This window comes from Paenibacillus sp. J23TS9, assembly GCF_018403225.1.
In the GTDB taxonomy this organism is placed as follows: Bacteria; Bacillota; Bacilli; order Paenibacillales; family Paenibacillaceae; genus Paenibacillus_AQ.
Map to the genome: position 1 here is coordinate 216,929 of NZ_BOSG01000003.1, position 16,901 is coordinate 233,829.

At 49.3% G+C, this 16,901-nt stretch carries 13 protein-coding genes; 5 read left to right on the forward strand and 8 right to left on the reverse strand.

Annotation, left to right across the window (positions count from 1 at the left end):
* Positions 1-112 precede the first annotated feature (112 nt).
* Complete coding sequence (locus KJS65_RS19515) at positions 113-2,083, reverse strand: methyl-accepting chemotaxis protein (RefSeq protein WP_213651535.1); 1,971 nt, start codon at positions 2,081-2,083, stop codon at positions 113-115.
* Between the two features lie 314 nt (positions 2,084-2,397).
* Between KJS65_RS19515 and KJS65_RS19520 the strand changes: the two genes are divergently transcribed.
* The gene (locus KJS65_RS19520) at positions 2,398-3,531 is read left to right on the forward strand and encodes a GGDEF domain-containing protein (protein WP_213651536.1); all 1,134 of its coding nucleotides are present in this window, start codon (positions 2,398-2,400) and stop codon (positions 3,529-3,531) included.
* A gap of 222 nt (positions 3,532-3,753) precedes the next feature.
* Positions 3,754-4,242 carry a DUF2798 domain-containing protein gene (locus KJS65_RS19525; RefSeq protein WP_213651537.1) on the forward strand — a complete coding sequence of 163 codons (489 nt, stop codon included), beginning with the start codon at positions 3,754-3,756 and terminating at the stop codon, positions 4,240-4,242.
* Positions 4,243-4,351: 109 nt separating this feature from the next.
* On the opposite strand, the gene KJS65_RS19530 is transcribed toward KJS65_RS19525, so the two are convergent.
* Together KJS65_RS19530 and KJS65_RS19535 are read right to left on the reverse strand one after the other, a co-directional pair.
* Complete coding sequence (locus tag KJS65_RS19530; RefSeq protein ID WP_213651538.1) at positions 4,352-4,768, reverse strand: MerR family transcriptional regulator; 417 nt, start codon at positions 4,766-4,768, stop codon at positions 4,352-4,354.
* Positions 4,769-4,902: 134 nt separating this feature from the next.
* On the reverse strand, positions 4,903-5,841 hold the full coding sequence (locus tag KJS65_RS19535; protein ID WP_213651880.1) for an aldo/keto reductase family protein: 939 nt from the start codon (positions 5,839-5,841) through the stop codon (positions 4,903-4,905).
* Between the two features lie 140 nt (positions 5,842-5,981).
* Between KJS65_RS19535 and KJS65_RS19540 the strand changes: the two genes are divergently transcribed.
* Positions 5,982-7,529, forward strand: a complete 1,548-nt coding sequence (locus KJS65_RS19540) for an FAD-dependent oxidoreductase (protein ID WP_213651539.1) — start codon at positions 5,982-5,984, stop codon at positions 7,527-7,529.
* A 342-nt stretch (positions 7,530-7,871) separates the two neighbouring features.
* Here KJS65_RS19540 and KJS65_RS19545 read toward each other — a convergent pair whose 3' ends face one another.
* The 3 genes from KJS65_RS19545 to KJS65_RS19555 form a co-directional block, all read right to left on the reverse strand.
* Positions 7,872-8,327: a hypothetical protein gene (locus tag KJS65_RS19545; protein WP_374706200.1), complete on the reverse strand. Its 456-nt coding sequence runs from the start codon at positions 8,325-8,327 to the stop codon at positions 7,872-7,874.
* 145 nt (positions 8,328-8,472) lie between these two features.
* On the reverse strand, positions 8,473-9,579 hold the full coding sequence (locus KJS65_RS19550; RefSeq protein ID WP_213651540.1) for a nitric oxide synthase oxygenase: 1,107 nt from the start codon (positions 9,577-9,579) through the stop codon (positions 8,473-8,475).
* 146 nt (positions 9,580-9,725) lie between these two features.
* A complete protein-coding gene (locus KJS65_RS19555; protein ID WP_213651541.1) occupies positions 9,726-11,960 on the reverse strand; it encodes an MMPL family transporter in 2,235 nt (744 codons plus the stop codon).
* A 161-nt stretch (positions 11,961-12,121) separates the two neighbouring features.
* Here KJS65_RS19555 and KJS65_RS19560 point away from each other — a divergent pair, with 161 nt between their 5' ends.
* Complete coding sequence (locus KJS65_RS19560) at positions 12,122-12,784, forward strand: TetR/AcrR family transcriptional regulator (protein WP_213651542.1); 663 nt, start codon at positions 12,122-12,124, stop codon at positions 12,782-12,784.
* Between the two features lie 13 nt (positions 12,785-12,797).
* On the opposite strand, the gene KJS65_RS19565 is transcribed toward KJS65_RS19560, so the two are convergent.
* Positions 12,798-13,736 (reverse strand): DNA-3-methyladenine glycosylase family protein, encoded by a 939-nt coding sequence (locus KJS65_RS19565; RefSeq protein ID WP_213651543.1) that lies wholly within the window; start codon positions 13,734-13,736, stop codon positions 12,798-12,800.
* Between the two features lie 164 nt (positions 13,737-13,900).
* On the opposite strand from KJS65_RS19565, the gene KJS65_RS19570 reads away from it, so the two are divergent.
* Positions 13,901-14,338: a ferritin-like domain-containing protein gene (locus tag KJS65_RS19570; RefSeq protein WP_213651544.1), complete on the forward strand. Its 438-nt coding sequence runs from the start codon at positions 13,901-13,903 to the stop codon at positions 14,336-14,338.
* 70 nt (positions 14,339-14,408) lie between these two features.
* Here KJS65_RS19570 and KJS65_RS19575 read toward each other — a convergent pair whose 3' ends face one another.
* On the reverse strand, positions 14,409-16,724 hold the full coding sequence (locus tag KJS65_RS19575; RefSeq protein WP_213651882.1) for a 5'-nucleotidase C-terminal domain-containing protein: 2,316 nt from the start codon (positions 16,722-16,724) through the stop codon (positions 14,409-14,411).
* Positions 16,725-16,901: the final 177 nt, after the last annotated feature.

Here is a 16,901-nt window from a genome sequence, read left to right on the forward strand (position 1 = left end):
ACGCCTAAAATAAAAAACCAGCAGTACCGGATCGGCACTGCTGGTTTAAGATTGAATTTTTTTAAAAGAGCGTTGCATGCTGCGTCGACGTTTTCAAAGCGACAAAAACGTTTTACGCAATTTTAAACTTGGACACCAGTTCCTGCAGCTGCTCGGCCAGGCGGCTTAGATGCTCCGCGGAAGAGGCAATCTCTTCTATGGATGCAAGCTGCTCCTGCGCTGAGGCGGATACAGACTGTGTATTATCCGCGGCAATCTCAGAGATACTCTGTATGCTCCGGATGGATTCCATGGCGCTTTCTCCATTGCGGGCAAGCTCACGTGAAGCTTCGGCTGCGGAGTCGATACCAACGGCTGCTCCCTCCACAGCCTTACGAATACGGGTAAACGATTTGCCGGTGACATCCACAGCCTGGATTCCCTCGGATACTCTACCCTTGGCATCATCCATTGCGGTAAGCACGCGCTGCATCTCTGTACGCATGCCATCTACCAGTTCCTCAATCCGTTGCGCGGAATTACCGGACTGTTCTGCAAGCTTGCGGACCTCTACGGCAACCACGGCAAAGCCTCTGCCATGCTCTCCGGCACGAGCTGCTTCTATAGAAGCATTCAACGCAAGCAAATGCGTTTGCTTGGCGATTTCCGCCATCATCGTGACAATTTCGCCAATCCGGCTGGTGCGTTCGTTCATATGTGCTACAACGCCGTCCAGATCGCTGACTGTCGTATGTATTCCCTGAATTTTATCCGTAACGTCCACTACAGCGGCATGGCCCTCTTCCGCGGATGCGGATGTACGCGACATTTTAGCCGATGCATCGTCCATATGACTACGGATGCTTTCAGATTGCATCGACATGACATCCATACTTTCCATGCTCTTCTCCACACTGCGAAGCTGCTGCTCGCTTCCGACTGCAACCTCCTGAATGGCCTCAGTCACACTTTCGATTGCCTTGGTCGTCTGATCTGCACCTGTTGAGAGTCCTTTGGCCGACATGCTGACCTGCCCGGTAATATCCTGAACATTCACAATCATTGTGCGCAAACTATCTACCATTGCCTGAAAATGACGGCTCAGATTGCCGATTTCATCTCTGCTCGAGGTATCGATATTTTCGGTTAAATCTCCCTGGCTGATTCGTTCCGTCGCCTGTGTCAGCTTGGTGATCGGACGGATGATCGAACGAATATTCAGGAAAATGATAACGAGCGCCGCCAGGATGGAAATAATCATGACGATCATCACTGAATTCCGGATACTCGCTGCCGATGCTTCAATCTCATTTTCATACATCGATCCGGCAATTTTCCAGCCTGTCAGTTTATTCGTTGTAAACGCCATGCGTTTATTCTCATTTTCAAACGTGTAAGAGAAATGACCCTCCGCGCTGGCATAAAGCGGCTTGAGATAATCCCCCTCCGCCTTCTGGCCGGTGTACTTCGGATGAACCACATAATTTTTCGCCTGGTCGGTGATGAAAATATAACCCTCAGTACCAAGCTTCATATTGGTAAGTGTACGGATGTTGTCCAGGTTCAGCTCAATGGAAAGCACGCCCTTACCCGAGGGAGCCGCTTGAGAGATGGACACTGCCATTTTACCATTCGCCGCCTTGAATACTGGGGATATCGTCGGTGTCTTGCCCTGCTTGAGTGCCCGGATATACCAATCCTGCTTAGTCACATCATACTGCTCCGGGAGAGGATCCTCGGATGCACGCAAGAAATAGCCGCCGTCCACGCCTAAAATAATGTCTTTGGCATCTTTATTCATTTCCAAATACTGCCGCAGCTGCAGCTTCAACTCGGCGCCTTTCCCCATCGGATCTTCTATGGCCCGTTCCAAATAAGGCTGCTTCAGCAGATAGGCAATATCATCAATTTTCGCCTGAATATTCTGGGTCACGATATTATCGGCTGACTTTGTACTTTCAAGCGCGTTGTTCATCATATCCTCAGCATTCGCATTTTTGGCGGATTCATAGGACAGAATGCCAATCATGAAGCTTGGGACGAGCAAAACGATAAGATAAGTAATTAACAGTTTCCTTTTGATGGTGAAAGACAATCGTTTCACAATGGCATTTTCCTTTCTACATCAATAATTTGGGGCATGTTACCAAAAAAATCATACCATGGACATAGTTTTTTGGGTACTTGTTCATATATTATCGGAATATTGCACAATATTTTTTCAACTAATATCCATTTCCCTTAAAATATTCTATCATCATCCGTTTCATAGGCATAGAGGCCTATACCTTAAAAAACAGCTTTCTTTCTTTGAAATTCTATGAAAATTTTCTCTAAGAAGCTGACATATTTCTATTAAATCCGCTAATATAGGAATCAAGATGCAAGATTTTGGATGGTGGAGGGTTTTTCAAGGACATGCTGAGCAGTCTCTTCGTAAACGTATGTATCTTTGTGACATTTCTATTCTTTTCGGGAGTCCTGTCCAAAAAATATGTGATTGGTTCCCGCCCCCTGACCTTGCCCGTCAAGATCAACTCCGGGCTGCTGTTTGGCCTGTACGGCATGATTCTGATGAATTACAGTTTCCCGGTTGGACCACATGTTATCGCGGATATGCGCCATCTGACGGTCGTTGTCATCGGAGTTTATATGGGATGGCTGCCTGCACTCTTGTGCAGCGTCGTGCTTGGTATCGGCAGAATCGCACTCTACGGCTGGTCGCCTGCTGCCCTGATTGCTTGTCTGGGCATGTTGGTGGTTGGACTGTCATGCGCCTACTTATCCACGTTTTCCTGGTCCCGTTTGTTCAAAATGAATATGATGAATCTGGCTAGCATGGCCGTTATTTTCGTTACGCTCAGCTTAAACCTTGATAATATGACAACGGTGATGAAGTACTATCCAACCCAGTTGATTATTTCGGTTATCGCCTGTTTATTTCTGTATGTAATCACCGAGCATATCGACTCATCCAATGTACTGTTTGCCCAATTGGAAAAGCGAGCTACTACCGATCATTTGACCCAGCTGAACAATTTACGCCAGTTCGAGTGGTCGCTTCACAATGAAATGGCCGGTGCAAAGCTGCGCGCGGAAAATCTGTCTTTGCTCGCCATTGACATCGACCACTTCAAGCTTGTCAATGATACCTACGGTCATGCTGCCGGCGATGAGGTGCTGCGTGATCTCGGTAAAATCCTCCTGGCACAGGCTCGCCCTATGGGCATCGTTTCCCGAAACGGCGGAGAGGAATTCACTGTGCTGCTGCCGAATTGCTCCTCCGCGCTGGCACTCGCAACTGCGGAAAAGATCCGAAAAGCGGTACAGGCGAATGTCTTCAAGCTTCCGGCCTTGAGTCAGAAAAAGCTGCGGATTACCGTCTCGATCGGGGCAGCGACTTATCCGGCAGATACGGAAGCCACCGAGACAGAGAATGCGCTCGTGGAGCAGGCGGATAAGGCGCTGTATCAAGCCAAAAACAGCGGACGCAATAAAGTATGCTCAGCCAGCGTTTTGGACCTGCGCCCGGCCCACATCGTAGAACGCTGATAGGCTTGGAATAGAAGGTGTTCGTTCGTACGGAACACTACAAAAAGGGACAACTCCAAAAAAGCCCCCCGATTTTTTTCGGGGGCTTTTGTTTTTTATTTTTTTAGCACATCAGCAAAATTCATTCATCCATCTTCAAAAATCGTTCACAGAATGTTCACTTATGAAGAGGATTCCTCTATCTCTATAATGACAAAGGGTAAACAGAAAGGATGATGAAAGTTGCCTACAACGAAGAAGGAAAATTTTTATTTTGGGTTGATGATGTGCTGTGGAATGGTCATATTCATGACATTCTATAATTTATTGAATCACGGCTTGCTTGGCACGATAACGGTGAAAGAAATACTTATCCAGCTTATTCTGGTCTTTATTACTGCTTTTTTATTGGAGTTGTTTATTGTCGGTCCCGCGGCAAAGAAAATTGCTTTCTCATTACCCTATGACAAATCTAAGAAGGTATTTGTAATCCTATCCCTGGCATTTTTTATGGTGAGTGGAATGGTTCTCTGTATGTCTTTTTATGGATTGATGACTTCTTATTTTTCTAACGGTCTCAATGGAGAATCACTACTTAAAAGTTATTTTTCTTTAGTATTCAAAAATTTCATTTTTGCGCTCCCTCTGCAGCTCATTATTGTGGGACCGGTTGTCCGGTTTATATTTTCAAAATTCGTTAAGAGTAAAAAAATCACAGAACCTTTAGCTTAAGTCTATTGAATTAACGGGAAACGATAGCTGAAAACAATTCAAGCGGCAGTTCAGGACCTTTGCTAATGTCCTGAACTGCCGCTTGAATTTGTGTTAATTAGTCCTTTTTTTATTGGCGCATCGCTTTGGTGATCCGGCCGCTGAGACCGGCCAATTCCTCTCTGACCTTCGCCATCTCCGTAATTTTATAATCTACCAGTTCCAGCTGCTTGTTAACCGCTTCGGCCATATGCTCCAGCTCTGCTTGGCGCAGGGCATCATCCGAGGAGGAAGAAGCATTGCTGCGATGCTTCATGACCTGATCATGAATTTGCAAAAATTCCTGGATCTCCTGCAGAGAAAAACCAAGCACCTTTTTCGCGAGTACAATATTTTTCAACTGCTGGACGTCTTCTTCGGTATATAATCGAATGCCTCCATCAGACCGTTCAGGTGATTTCATGAGACCGATTTCCTCGTAATACCGGATCGACCGCTTCGTCAAACCCGTCTCCTTGGCAACATCGTCAATTTTAAGCCATGTCATGCCTTTCTCCCCCTGTAATAAAGGTATACCTTTCAAGTATAGCTTTCCCCGCGATATAACGCCAATAGGGGGTCAATTCCTCGCACATGAAAAGCCGTCCGGGTCAACGGACGGCTAGAGTTCATAGAAACATATTATGACAAAATTTGCTCAATTCGCTCCAGCACTTCAGCCGAAAGCTCCACCGCCGAGGCATGCACATTCTCAGCTACCTGCTCCGGACGGCTGGCACCAACCAGTGCACTGGCTACATTCGGCTGGCGCAGAATCCAGGCAAGCGCAAGCTGGCTCATCTTGATGCCAAGCTCGTCCGCAATGACGCTGAGCTCCTGCACCTTGGCGATTTTCTCTTCGCTGATCTGATCTTCCTTCCAGTTCAGCTTCGCAGCGCGACTGCCCTCCGGCGCTTCTCCCGCCGCCTTATACTTCCCTGTCAGCAGGCCTTGGGCTAAAGGTGAATAGACCACCTGACTGATTCCTTTTTCCTCACCGAGCGGAATAATTTCCGTTTCAATGCTGCGGTTGAACATATTGTATACCGGCTGGTTTACTACAATCCGATCCAGCAGGTAACGATCAGCCGTTCCCAGTGCCGCTTCCATCTGGGCTGCGGTCCACATGCTCACACCGATGTACAGGACTTTGCCCTGGCGCACCAGATCGTCCAGCGCACGTAGCGTTTCCTCAATCGGTGTCTCCGAATGGTAACGGTGGCAGTAATACAAATCGATATAATCATGTCCAAGCCGCTTCAGGCTCGCGTGGCATTGCTCCATAATATGCTTGCGTGACAGCCCCATATCATTGGGACCTTCACCCATTTTGCCGAATACCTTGGTTGCCAATACATACGATTCTCGTGGATACGCTTTCAGTGTATTCCCCAGAAGCTCCTCTGCTGCTCCGCGCTCGTACACGTTGGCCGTGTCAAAGAAATTGATGCCCTGATCGTATGCTGTCTGAATGGCCTTGACCGCGTTATCCTGTTCAACGTAGCCCCCATAAGTCAACCAGCTGCCAAGGCTGATTTCACTTACCTTGAGCCCGCTTTTGCCGAGTCTCCGGTAATTCATAGTCACAGACAAAACCTCCTTGTTTGAATATTCTTCCTTCATTATTGTAAACAACCTTGGTTTCTATGGAAAGGCTTCGTTTCTTTTTGGTGATAAGTGGTAATAAATGAAAATGAATACTAATAGGAGGCTACGCCAAGATGCAACCATCCGATTCCGTTTCCCGACATTTGCCACAGTTTCCCGAGTCCTTATGGAGAGCCACCACCGAACTGCCTTCCTTTCCGCGGCTGAACGAAGATATCCAGGTGGATACCGCGATTGTCGGCGCTGGAATTGCCGGCATTACTACAGCCTATTTACTGTCACGCCAAGGCTGCAAGGTCGCTTTGCTTGAAGCAGGAAGCATTCTGAACGGCACGACCGGACATACCACGGCCAAAATTTCCGCTCAGCATGGCATGCTATACGATGAGCTGCTGAATCACTTCGGCGAGGAAAAGACACAAATGTATTACCAGGCGAACCGTGACGCCATGAATTTAATCCAAAAGACGGTGTCAGGATTAAACATCGATTGTGACCTTAAACCGGAAAATGCTTATTTGTATATGGAAAGCGATGATGAGCTTCAAAAGCTTCAGAAGGAGTTTGATGCTTATATCAAGCTTGGTATTCCCGGTCAATGGAGAGACAAGCTGCCCATCCCGCTGAATGTCAGCGGTGCGATTGAAATGCCGGATCAGGCCCAATTTCATCCGCTGCATTACCTGAAACCGCTGGTCGATGAGATCCTCAAAGCGGGCGGGCGAATCTTCGAGCAAACGACCATTACCACGCTGGAAAAAGACGGACCCTTCACGCTCACCACCTATCGGGGCAAACATAAGGTGCGCTGCAGCCATGTCGTATCCGCTTCCCATTTTCCGTTCTTCGACGGTGGGGGCATGTATTTCACACGTCTTCATGCGGAGCGTTCCTATGCGGTCGCGTTCAAGCCGGAAACCGCGTTTGCCGGGGGGACTTACCTCAGCGCAGACAACCCCAAACGTTCACTGCGTACGGCCTCTTGGAATGGCGAGGAGCTGGTGCTCGCGGGAGGGGAAAACCATAAAACCGGTCAGGGCATTTGCACGCATAACCATTATGAAGAGCTGGAGCAGTTTGGAGGCAAGCTGTTTGGAATCAAGAGCATTCCTTTCCGCTGGTCTGCACAAGATCTCGTTACCCTGGACAAGGTCCCGTATATCGGGCAAATCACGTCAGGGGATGAAGGCATTTATGTCGCGACCGGCTTTAACAAATGGGGAATGACCCAAGGCACACTGTCGGGTATGATTCTCTCCGATCAGATTCTGGGCAAGGACAATCCTTATACGCCGCTCTATACTCCTTCCCGCTTCAAGGCCGACCCGTCCTTCAAAAACTTCGTCGTTCAAAATGCTGATGTAGCCAAGCATTTTGTTGCCGGAAAGGTCGGTCTTGTCGAGCGAAATGCCGAGGACCTGCAGCCTGATGAGGGCGGCGTCATTACCCATGATGGTAAACGGGCCGGAGGTTACAAGGATGCGAAGGGCAATCTCTATCTGGTAGACACCACCTGTACCCACCTGGGCTGTGAATGTGAGTGGAATGATGCTGAGCGCACCTGGGATTGTCCATGTCATGGCTCACGGTTTAACTATGAAGGCGCGGTGATCGAAGGCCCCGCGACCGAGCCGCTTGAGAAACTGGATGGACACGAGTAGACTTTAAGACATAAGGTCTATTCCATTCTATCAAGCGGAGACAATTCAGCCTATGATAGTCATTACGAAATACGATCCGGGTCAAGGAAAGCTCCGGAAAGGCGATGTCTGAACGCTTCACCGGTGTTCATGAAATGCCTGGATAAACACTTAAAAAACGTCCCTTATTACCGCCATACCCGGCCGGAAGAGACGTTTTGCTTGCAGTCCATGCATGAGCTTACTAAGATGGTCTGCAGACTGACCACACCGATTCACCAAAAAAGGATAGCCAAGCCAGCGCGCTTCTCGCGTATAGGCTCTGCTATCCTTTAATTTTTATAATATGGCAGTTCAGAGGAATTATGCCGTTACCGCCTCAGCTGCCGCTTCCTGGGCTTGCATCCGGTAAGCAACCAGCGATTCGTCAATGACCGTGCTGAAAAATACAGCATCGACTTCAGGAACCAGAGCCAGTGCATAGTTCCAGGCATTTTCTTCAATCTGGAGCGCCACTCTAGTTCGTCTTTCAGCGCTGATCGCTGCATCCTCCAGCTCTTCGCAAAGGAACGGCAAATGAGTATCCGCCGCATGTCCAAGCTCATGCGCCAGTACGACCGCGAAATAAGTCTCCACCTGCTCGAGCGACCCGAACATCTGCAGGCACTGCTCCTCGATGACCTCCGTATACATCGTGACGGTCTTGGAGATCATGCCATATTTGCCGCCGATCAAACGGCCGCCTTCAAACCGGTGTTCCAATCTTACTGTAATATCAAGGCCCGAACGCTGCAGCATCTGATCTACGATCTGATTCAAATTCAAGTTCTCCAACGCTGTTTCTTTGTCTCCTCTGCATTCAAAATTCTATAGCTATTATACGGCCAATTGACAGAAATGCAACAAGACAGCAAGCAATTCCCACTTCCAGAACCACATTTCAGCGAAGTTTTTCATGCGAGAATCAGAAACCTCCAGGGAAGCTTGTACTTTCTTCTTTTTTAAAAAAGTTGGGATACACAACCGTATTATCATAGGAATGGTGAAATATATGGGTCGTAGCCGGAGATACCGGCGGAATCAGCCAATTCCAATTGCCCGTCAGCGGGCGTCCGCATTTGGCTTCCTTCTGCTCAAACAGCTGGAATTGCGCCGCTGCCGTATGATGATCCACCATGCTGACCCCTGCCTGTTTGTAGGAATGCAGCACGGCAATATTCATCTCCACCAATGCCCGATCCCGCCAAAGCGAGGTTTCGCTGGCTGTAGACAAGCCCATCAGCTCGGCAACCTGCGGCAGGACATTATACCGGTTCACGTCAGCGAAGTTGCGGGCTCCAATCTCTGTTGCCATATACCAGCCATTAAACGGAGCTGCCGCGTAACGAATACCGCCAATAACCATGTCCATATCGGAAATGATCGGAACCGCGTACCAGCGCAGGCCGAGATGTCCGAATGCCGGATAATCCGGATGTGTCAGCGGTACCTCAAGCACCAAATGGTCAGGGATCGGGAAAAGTACAGGCTCGCGGCCCTCCGACTGAATAATCAGAGGAAGCACATCAAAATGCGTTCTCTTTCCTCTCCAGCCCATGTCTCTGCAAATATCCGTAAACGGCACAGAAGCGGGATCGCCAACGATCCCGCTCTCCGTCTCATAACCCGCATAACGTACCAACTGGTGGTTCCAGATACGCACCCCTTTACTTACCGGGCCGGCTGGCTTGAATACCGACAGGGTTGGAATAACCTTGCCGCTGTTCGTCGCTTTCCCGATATGATCCAGCAGCGCTGCGCAGATATCATCCGGATGCTCCAAATGCCGCTGATCATGCACAACCATGGAATCCCAGAACAATCTTCCGATACAGCGGTTACTGTTGCGCCAGGCCATTTTCGCCCCATGCTCCAGCTCCTCGAAGGTATGCTCGTAGGTTCCGGTCAAATCAATTTCTTTCCTGATATCGGCAAGCCGATTATGAATTTCCTGCTCTGTTTTTCCAAGCTCGGCATAACATGCTCTTATATAATCTTCTGCTGCCTGAAGCAAAATACTGTATTCCATCATGTCTATCACCTCATCTATGCTGTGAAGCCAAATATTAAAAGTCCGCTGATTATATGAGCCCTGGGCGGGCAATCATCATCGTATTTTAATATTATAGCCATAAATAGAGGCCCATGGTCGCGTCAAAGTTGATATCTTCGTGAACCCTACAATTCTATTCGGGCTTCTGTGCGCGCTGCCTTCTCCTCCACCTCAACATGCTTGGAAGGCCAGAATGCAAAGCGGCCAAGCAGGGTTGTCACCGCTGGTACCAGGAATGGACGTACGATAAAGGTATCCAGCAGGACACCTACAGCTGTGATGATCCCGAACTGCACCAAAACCTGAATTGGCAATGAAGCCAGCACAGCGAACGTACCCGCCAGGATCAGACCGGCAGAGGTAATGACGGAGCTGGTCTCGCCGACGCCTTCCTTGATAGCCTGTTTGAGCGGCATGACCTTGCGCTTCTTCCAAATGCTCGAAATCATGAAGATATTATAATCTTCACCTAACGCCACTAGGAACACAAACGAATACAGTGGGATCGCCCCTTGAATGGCATCTGCTCCAAGGCCGTAGTGGATGATAATCCAGCCGAGGCCAAGAGCGGAGAAATAGGATAGGATGACGGTGAGCACCAGATAAACGGTAGCCGTGATCGATCGCAGGTAAACCAGCAGCAGCAGCGTAATCATACCGATAACCACAGGGATGATCACCATCGTATCACGGTCTCCGGTTTCCCTTGTATCATACTGCTCAGCCGTCTGTCCACTGATCCACACCTTAGCTTCAGGAGAGGTTATACCCGCATCCTTCAGAGTCTGCACGGCTGTACTCCGCAGTTCCGGAATAAGGTCTATTGCCTCACTCGAATATGGATTCATCTTCAACTCGATATCGTAGGCGAGGATGTTTGCATTCTTCTCCCCCTGTACCTGTTGGCCGGCCTTTTCTATATAAGGAAGCCCTGTGAGCGCCTTACCCAGCACATCCGGCTGGCCTTCAGAATCGACCATCACCTTGACGGGAGCGAGCTCACCCGGGGAAAACTGCTTACCGATCATATCATAGCCTTCTCTGGATTCCATATCTTTCGGGAAGGAAGACATAATATCATAGGTGAATTTCACCTGACTTGAAAAAGACGCGAGCCCGCCAAGCACCACCAGCGTCACAATGACAATCATCCATGGCTTCGTAACAACCAGTCTGCCGATAAAGCTTTCTTTTTTGCGTCTATGCGTATGGGCCGTCTTGCCTTTACTGCGTGCACGTTCCTCTTCCATTTCTGGCGTACGAGGGATGAACGGATAGAACGAGACGCGTCCGAAAATCGCCAGCAGCGCGGGAACAAGCGTCAGACTCGCAATCACCATCACCAGAATGGATACGCTGAATGGAATGGCAAACCTGTGATAGGCTCCGTATTTAGCCAGCATCAAAGCGAGCAGCGACAGCACAACGGTAAATCCGCTCATGGCAATGGCGCCTGAGGTTTCGGTGATCGCCCGCAGCAGTGCTTTGCCTTTGCTCTCTTCCTCTTTCAGCAGATGACGGAAATGGGAAATGAGGAATAGACAGTAGTCCGTGCCTGCGCCAAACAGCAGCACCGTCATAATCGATACAGCCTGCGAGTCCACGGTGATCCAGCCTTTACTGGCCATGAGGCCGAGCAGCGGGCTGATCGCGCCATAGGCGAATCCCACTGCAATAAGCGGAATTAGCGCCAGTATAGGTGAACGGTATATTAACAGTAGAATGACCAGTACTAGAATAACCGTACCCATCAACAGCTTAAAGTCCGCATTTTTGAACAATCCTACTGCATCGATCGAGATGCCGACGGGTCCCGTCACACGGGCACTCAGCTCACTGGTGGAGTTTTGCTTTGCCGCAAATGGATCGGCCCCGAACTCCTTCGCCGCCTGCTCCTTCAGCTGCTCGACGCCTTCCTTGAGCTGATCGCTGTCCGCATCATTCTTGAACAGGACCGGTGTGACGAACGTGCTCTGATCCTCGGACAGCTGCTTTTTCAGAGCCTGCGCAGGCATTTTATCAAACGGAGGCACACTGTCCTGATAAGGAAGCGGTGTACTGCTCCATTCCGCGTACAGCTTCTGCACATGCTGCAGATCTTCATCCTTGAGCCCGCCTTCGCGGTGCCATACGAGCAGCGCAGGTACGCTGGAGCCTCCGCTGAACTGCTCTGCGGCCACTTTCTCAGCCTGGACGGACGGCGTGTTCTCCTCCAGGTTGGCCGCATTATTCTGAACCTCCTTGTTCACCATCGGCCACAGCGCACTAAGCACCCCTACGATGATAATCCAGACCGCGAGCGTGATCCATTTACTCCGCTTTCCGGCAACAAAACGTCCAAATCCTGATTCCTGCTGCATGGTTCTCCTCCTCACCCTTATTCAGGTGTACATGGTATAGTATATGTATTGCCTTGAGGTACTAAATCAGAAGGTGTACCGACCCTCGAAACGGTTTATAATAATTATATATACCGGAAGGTTAATTATCAAACAAGTTTTTTGTTAGTGGAGGAGTAAATATGAATTTTTCCCAGCAAGAGCCCAAACCCAAACGCACTCCTGGCAGACCTAAACGGCAGGAACAGGAAGGATCGACAAACGAGTTCATACTGAAAACCGCCTCCAATCTGTTCATGGAGAACGGCTATGAAGCGATATCCCTTCAGCAGATTGCCAAGGTGTGCGGCGTGACCAAGGCTTCCATATACTATCACTTTGAAAATAAAGCGCAGCTGTTTACTGCGGCCGTGACCGCTATGATGGAAAAAGCGCAGTCCTCATCGCAGCAAATTATGCAGCAGCAGGACATGCCCCTATACGACCGGCTTGTTTTACTGGCTGAGCGAAAATTGCGGTTTCCGCATGGGGATTTTGAGACCATTCTGCGCGAAGCCGCAGATTCATTATCCAAGGAGCAGATGGAAAGCATCCGCCGAAGTGAAGAGAGCATCCATGATGTGCTGACAGTCAGCTTTACAGAGGCTATTGAAAAAGGAGAAGTTCGCCCGCTGCATCCACTGCTGATGGCACATACGCTGGCATCGATGCTCATGCTGGGCAACCGGGAGGTAGCCAAGGAATTTGCCCCTTCACCATCGGAGCTGGCTCATGACATCATCCATATGTTCTGGAACGGTGTCGGATTAAGCCCTAAATCCCGCTCCGGGGGATCCCAAGACTAAACTGAAAATATCTTTATTTCTTTGTGGCCGCGGAAGCGGTCTTTTTTTGCAGCTTCCATTCATCCAGCCAAGCCCATAAGTAATAAGCCGCATAGCTTCGCCAAGGCGACCAGCTGCTGCTGATCGCAAGCATATCTGGTGAGGACGGCTGACTGTCAAAGTCCCACAGCAGCTTCATGGCATTTTTTAGTCCGATATCATCCGCCGGGAAGAAATCCGTCCGGCCTACACCAAACAGAAGGAAGCATTCTACCGTCCACTTGCCGATTCCGCGGATCGGCAGCAGCTTTTCAAAGATCTCCGCGTCCTCCAGGCCAGGAAGCGAGTACAGGTCCAGCGTCCCGTCATCCACCAGCCGGGACAAACCAATCACGTATTCCGCCTTCCGCCGGCTGAACTGAAGCTCCATCAGTTCCTCGGGCTCTAGGCGGGCAAGCGCGCCAGGCTCAGGAAAGCTGTACAATACGCGCTTACCTGCTTGGACTGGAGTTCCATACCGCTCTGTAATCCGGCTGACCAGCGCGGCAGCAAAGCTCAGGTTCATCTGCTGCCCGATAATCGTACGCACCAGATTTTGATACAGATTGGGTTCGAGCAGGATTTTCATCCCATGCAGATCCGGAAGAATAGAACCAATCACGGGCTCTTCTGAGAGCTGCCTGTAAAACGGCATCAAGTCCACATGGTTGGAGAGCATCTTGTTGATAAATATGACTGCAGCCTCCTGCTCCTCTTCTGAACACGGCTCCAAAAATTCGATCTCTGCCGTTTGCCCCGCTACGCCCTGGATTAAATTTACCGTGACAGGAACTTTGCGGTTTCCGGCCGTTACCACTTTGGAAAAGGTATGGAGCTGCGGATCCGCATGAATCAAGAGCGGATTCTGGCTTCTCACGGATCTCATCACCAGCTCCGCATTAAAGGGCTCCACCAATGCAATACTTTTTTTCACCTTGTAGCCTCCCTTTTTTCGTGCCTGTCCGTGACCGACTATCTTGATGTTCTCTATAAAGTATCTTATACGTCCGGGCTTCGCAAGTCCTTTCCCTCCTGCACCCTTCTATCTCTTATTGCATAGGGTATAGAAGCCCAGAAACGCATAAAGGAGGAAACCTTTTGTCTCCATATGGATTCTATTACCGGCCTGCAGCAAGTCCCGATACCGCCTTGGCACCGGATTTGATCAAATCCATCAACGGCGAATACAGTGCGATCATCTGCTATGAGCAGCTCGCAAAGCTGGCTCCCACGGAGGATGCCAAAACACGCATTCTAGAAATCCGCCAGGATGAATTGAAGCATCTGCAGTTTTTTTCACAGGTTTATACACATCTGACCAGTCAAACGCATAAGCCTGTCCAAACGGAAACCTGCGCAAAGGAATATAAGTCAGGATTGGTTGCTTCATTTAAGGACGAACAGGAAACCGTCGACTTTTATTTAGGCATCTCCGACCGGGCACAGGATCCTTATCTTAAGGAACAGCTCCGCCGCATCGCCATGGATGAGCAGAATCATGCCGTCTGGTTCCTGTACTTGATGAACCAACAATGAGATCAAATAAAAAGAGGCCCCCTAAGGGAAGCCTCTTTTTTATCGCTCATGGTATGAAGCTATCAAAGAACTATGGAAGCAGTGTTACATATTTCCCGTACACAAATGCTGTTTTGCCTTCATAGACAACCTTCACCCAGCCGTAAGGCGCAGTGCCGGTCACTTCCAGAACCGTTCCTTTTGGAGCGGATGCCAGAACTTTGGCTTTGGAAGAAGCCCCTGTGCGTACATTCAGGTAATCAGCTGTGATCTTCGCCTGCTTCACAGCCGGAGCTGTCGGTGCAGGCTTAACAGGCTTTACAGGCTTTACAGGTTTTGTTGACTCGGTAGGAGCAGGCTTCTCCGCAGGTACGGTAGAAGGCTTTTCAACTTCAGGTTTTGCAGGAGTCTCCGGCTTTTCGGCTGGTGCCGGCTCGGTTACCTCCGGTTTAGCTGCTGCCTTTACCGCTTCATTCAGCTTGTGATACAGCTCACCTGTTGTTTTTACATCGGACAGAAGTGCAGCATCCACGCCCGCTTTTTCAGCCAGCTTGGTTACATCTTCTGCTTTTACCGGATCCAGAATATTAATGGAAGCGATGTTGGTATATTTGCCGTCTTCGGTCGTAGGAACCGTCAAAATACCGGCATTCATCAGGTCCACAACATCAGCACGTTCCTTGGAAGTTGTGTCCACACCAGTGATTTTCCAGTTGTCCTGGATTTTCGGCTCGTATTTGCCTTTCATAACATCCGTCAGGTAAGCAATCGCACGATTACGGATGGTTCCACCGGTTTCGCCAAAGGCGCTTTCCGCCTTGGATGTCCACAGCTTCTCGAACTTGCGGCCTTCCAATGCACCACCCTTAGCAAGCAGGGCATCCATACGGTAGGCGTTCATCCCAAGCGTCAGCGTGTCATTCATTTGAATGGGTGTTCCATCCATATTACGCAGATTGGTGATCCGGCTGCCATAAGGCTTGGACAGATCAATCTCGTATTTAACACCGCCAAAGAAATCATCGGTGCTGTATTTGGAGGATCTGCGTTTTTCGTCAAAGCTGACGGTTACGTCACCCGGACGGGTGCTGTTGAAATAGCCCGCAGACCATTCCATATAATCCTTCAAATCTTTGCCTGTTACTTTGTAATTCGTGATTTCACCAAGTGCAAACTGGTAATTGTAGGCGATGTCTTTCTTGCGAATCGGGCCTACGTCCAGCTTGGCTTTGTCGTTATCGATCTGATGCGCGACAACATCGGCTTTACTGTAATGGAGCATGACTTCACTGAAGAAATCAGACAGGAGTGTTTCTTGAATCTGCACAGCCGGGATACCATTGATTTCATTCGCAGGCACCAGATTGTTTTTGCCGGTCAGCTCGCCTACAACAATGTTGGCGTCTTTACGGGCAAACTCGTGGTACGGCTGAAGCTCTTTTTCAAGACCCGGATCGGAAACAGCAGGTGTGCCGTCAGCACCCTTGACTGGAATAGCGGTTGCTACTTTGTCCTTCAGAACCATTTTTCCGTCCTTCTTCACAAACGTCAGATCAATACGGGACACATGTGTACCGTACTTGTCCGGTTCACCGATAAGCACGCCATTCACCGTCTCGCTTTTCACAAGCTTGTGCATATGGCCGGCAAAAATCGCGGTCAGCTGCGGTACTTCCTTCGCAATATCCGATACACCGGTACCTGGCAGCGAGTTTTCGTTGTCCAGACCCATATGCATCAGACCGATCATCACGTCAGCTTTGCCTTCAAGCTCTTGAACGGCTTTCTTCGTTTCATCAACCGGGTTTTTGACAACCAGGCCTTTGAGATGATCCGTATCCTTCTCAAAGTCGGTAATCAGTGGTGTCGTCATCCCGATGATGCCAACCTTGATTCCGGCCTTCTCCACGATTTTCGTAGCTGGAAGAAAACGCTCGCCGTTTTCTTTATACACGTTGCCTGCCAATTTCGTAGAATTGAACTGGCCTGTTACTTTATTAAAGGTATCGATACCAAAATTAAATTCATGATTGCCCATAGCCCATGCATCGTAGCCCATTTCGTTCATCGCAACCATCATCGGCGACTTCGGCTGATCATTGAACAGCTCCGCGGAGTTATCCTGAATCACATCCCCTGCATCCAGCAGGATTGTGTTCGGGTTTTCGGCGCGGACTTTCTTGATCAGTGTGTAAAGCTGTGTAAAGCTTCCGTTCGTATTTGCGGTATCCATGGCATAATCCCATGGCATAAAGCGTCCGTGAACATCGGAGGTTGCCAGCAGTGTAATATGCGTTTCCTGGTCGTCTGCAGCTTTAGCGCTTGCGGGCTGGAACACCATAGCTCCGGATACCGTCATCACGGCGGCAAGAGCCAGTCCAGTCAGCTTCTTGAAGCTGCCCTTCATTTTTAACATGTAGTCTCGTTCCCCTTTTACTCAATTTGCTTGCTTGTTCATTTCCACATAAAATCAATTTTCCGGCAAATGTTAACGCTAACAATCCTCTGCCAAAGGCTCATTGTAATCTAAATATTGCCATTCGTAAACCATAAAGCGCACAAAAAAAAGACATCTCTGTATCAG

Coding starts and splice junctions, on each gene's coding strand:
- KJS65_RS19520 (WP_213651536.1), top strand. CDS start 2,398: ATGCTGAGCAGTCTCTTCGTAAACGTATGTATCTTTGTGACATTTCTA.
- KJS65_RS19530 (WP_213651538.1), bottom strand. CDS start 4,768: ATGACATGGCTTAAAATTGACGATGTTGCCAAGGAGACGGGTTTGACG.
- KJS65_RS19535 (WP_213651880.1), bottom strand. CDS start 5,841: ATGAATTACCGGAGACTCGGCAAAAGCGGGCTCAAGGTAAGTGAAATC.
- KJS65_RS19540 (WP_213651539.1), top strand. CDS start 5,982: ATGCAACCATCCGATTCCGTTTCCCGACATTTGCCACAGTTTCCCGAG.
- KJS65_RS19550 (WP_213651540.1), bottom strand. CDS start 9,579: ATGATGGAATACAGTATTTTGCTTCAGGCAGCAGAAGATTATATAAGA.
- KJS65_RS19555 (WP_213651541.1), bottom strand. CDS start 11,960: ATGCAGCAGGAATCAGGATTTGGACGTTTTGTTGCCGGAAAGCGGAGT.
- KJS65_RS19560 (WP_213651542.1), top strand. CDS start 12,122: ATGAATTTTTCCCAGCAAGAGCCCAAACCCAAACGCACTCCTGGCAGA.
- KJS65_RS19575 (WP_213651882.1), bottom strand. CDS start 16,724: ATGAAGGGCAGCTTCAAGAAGCTGACTGGACTGGCTCTTGCCGCCGTG.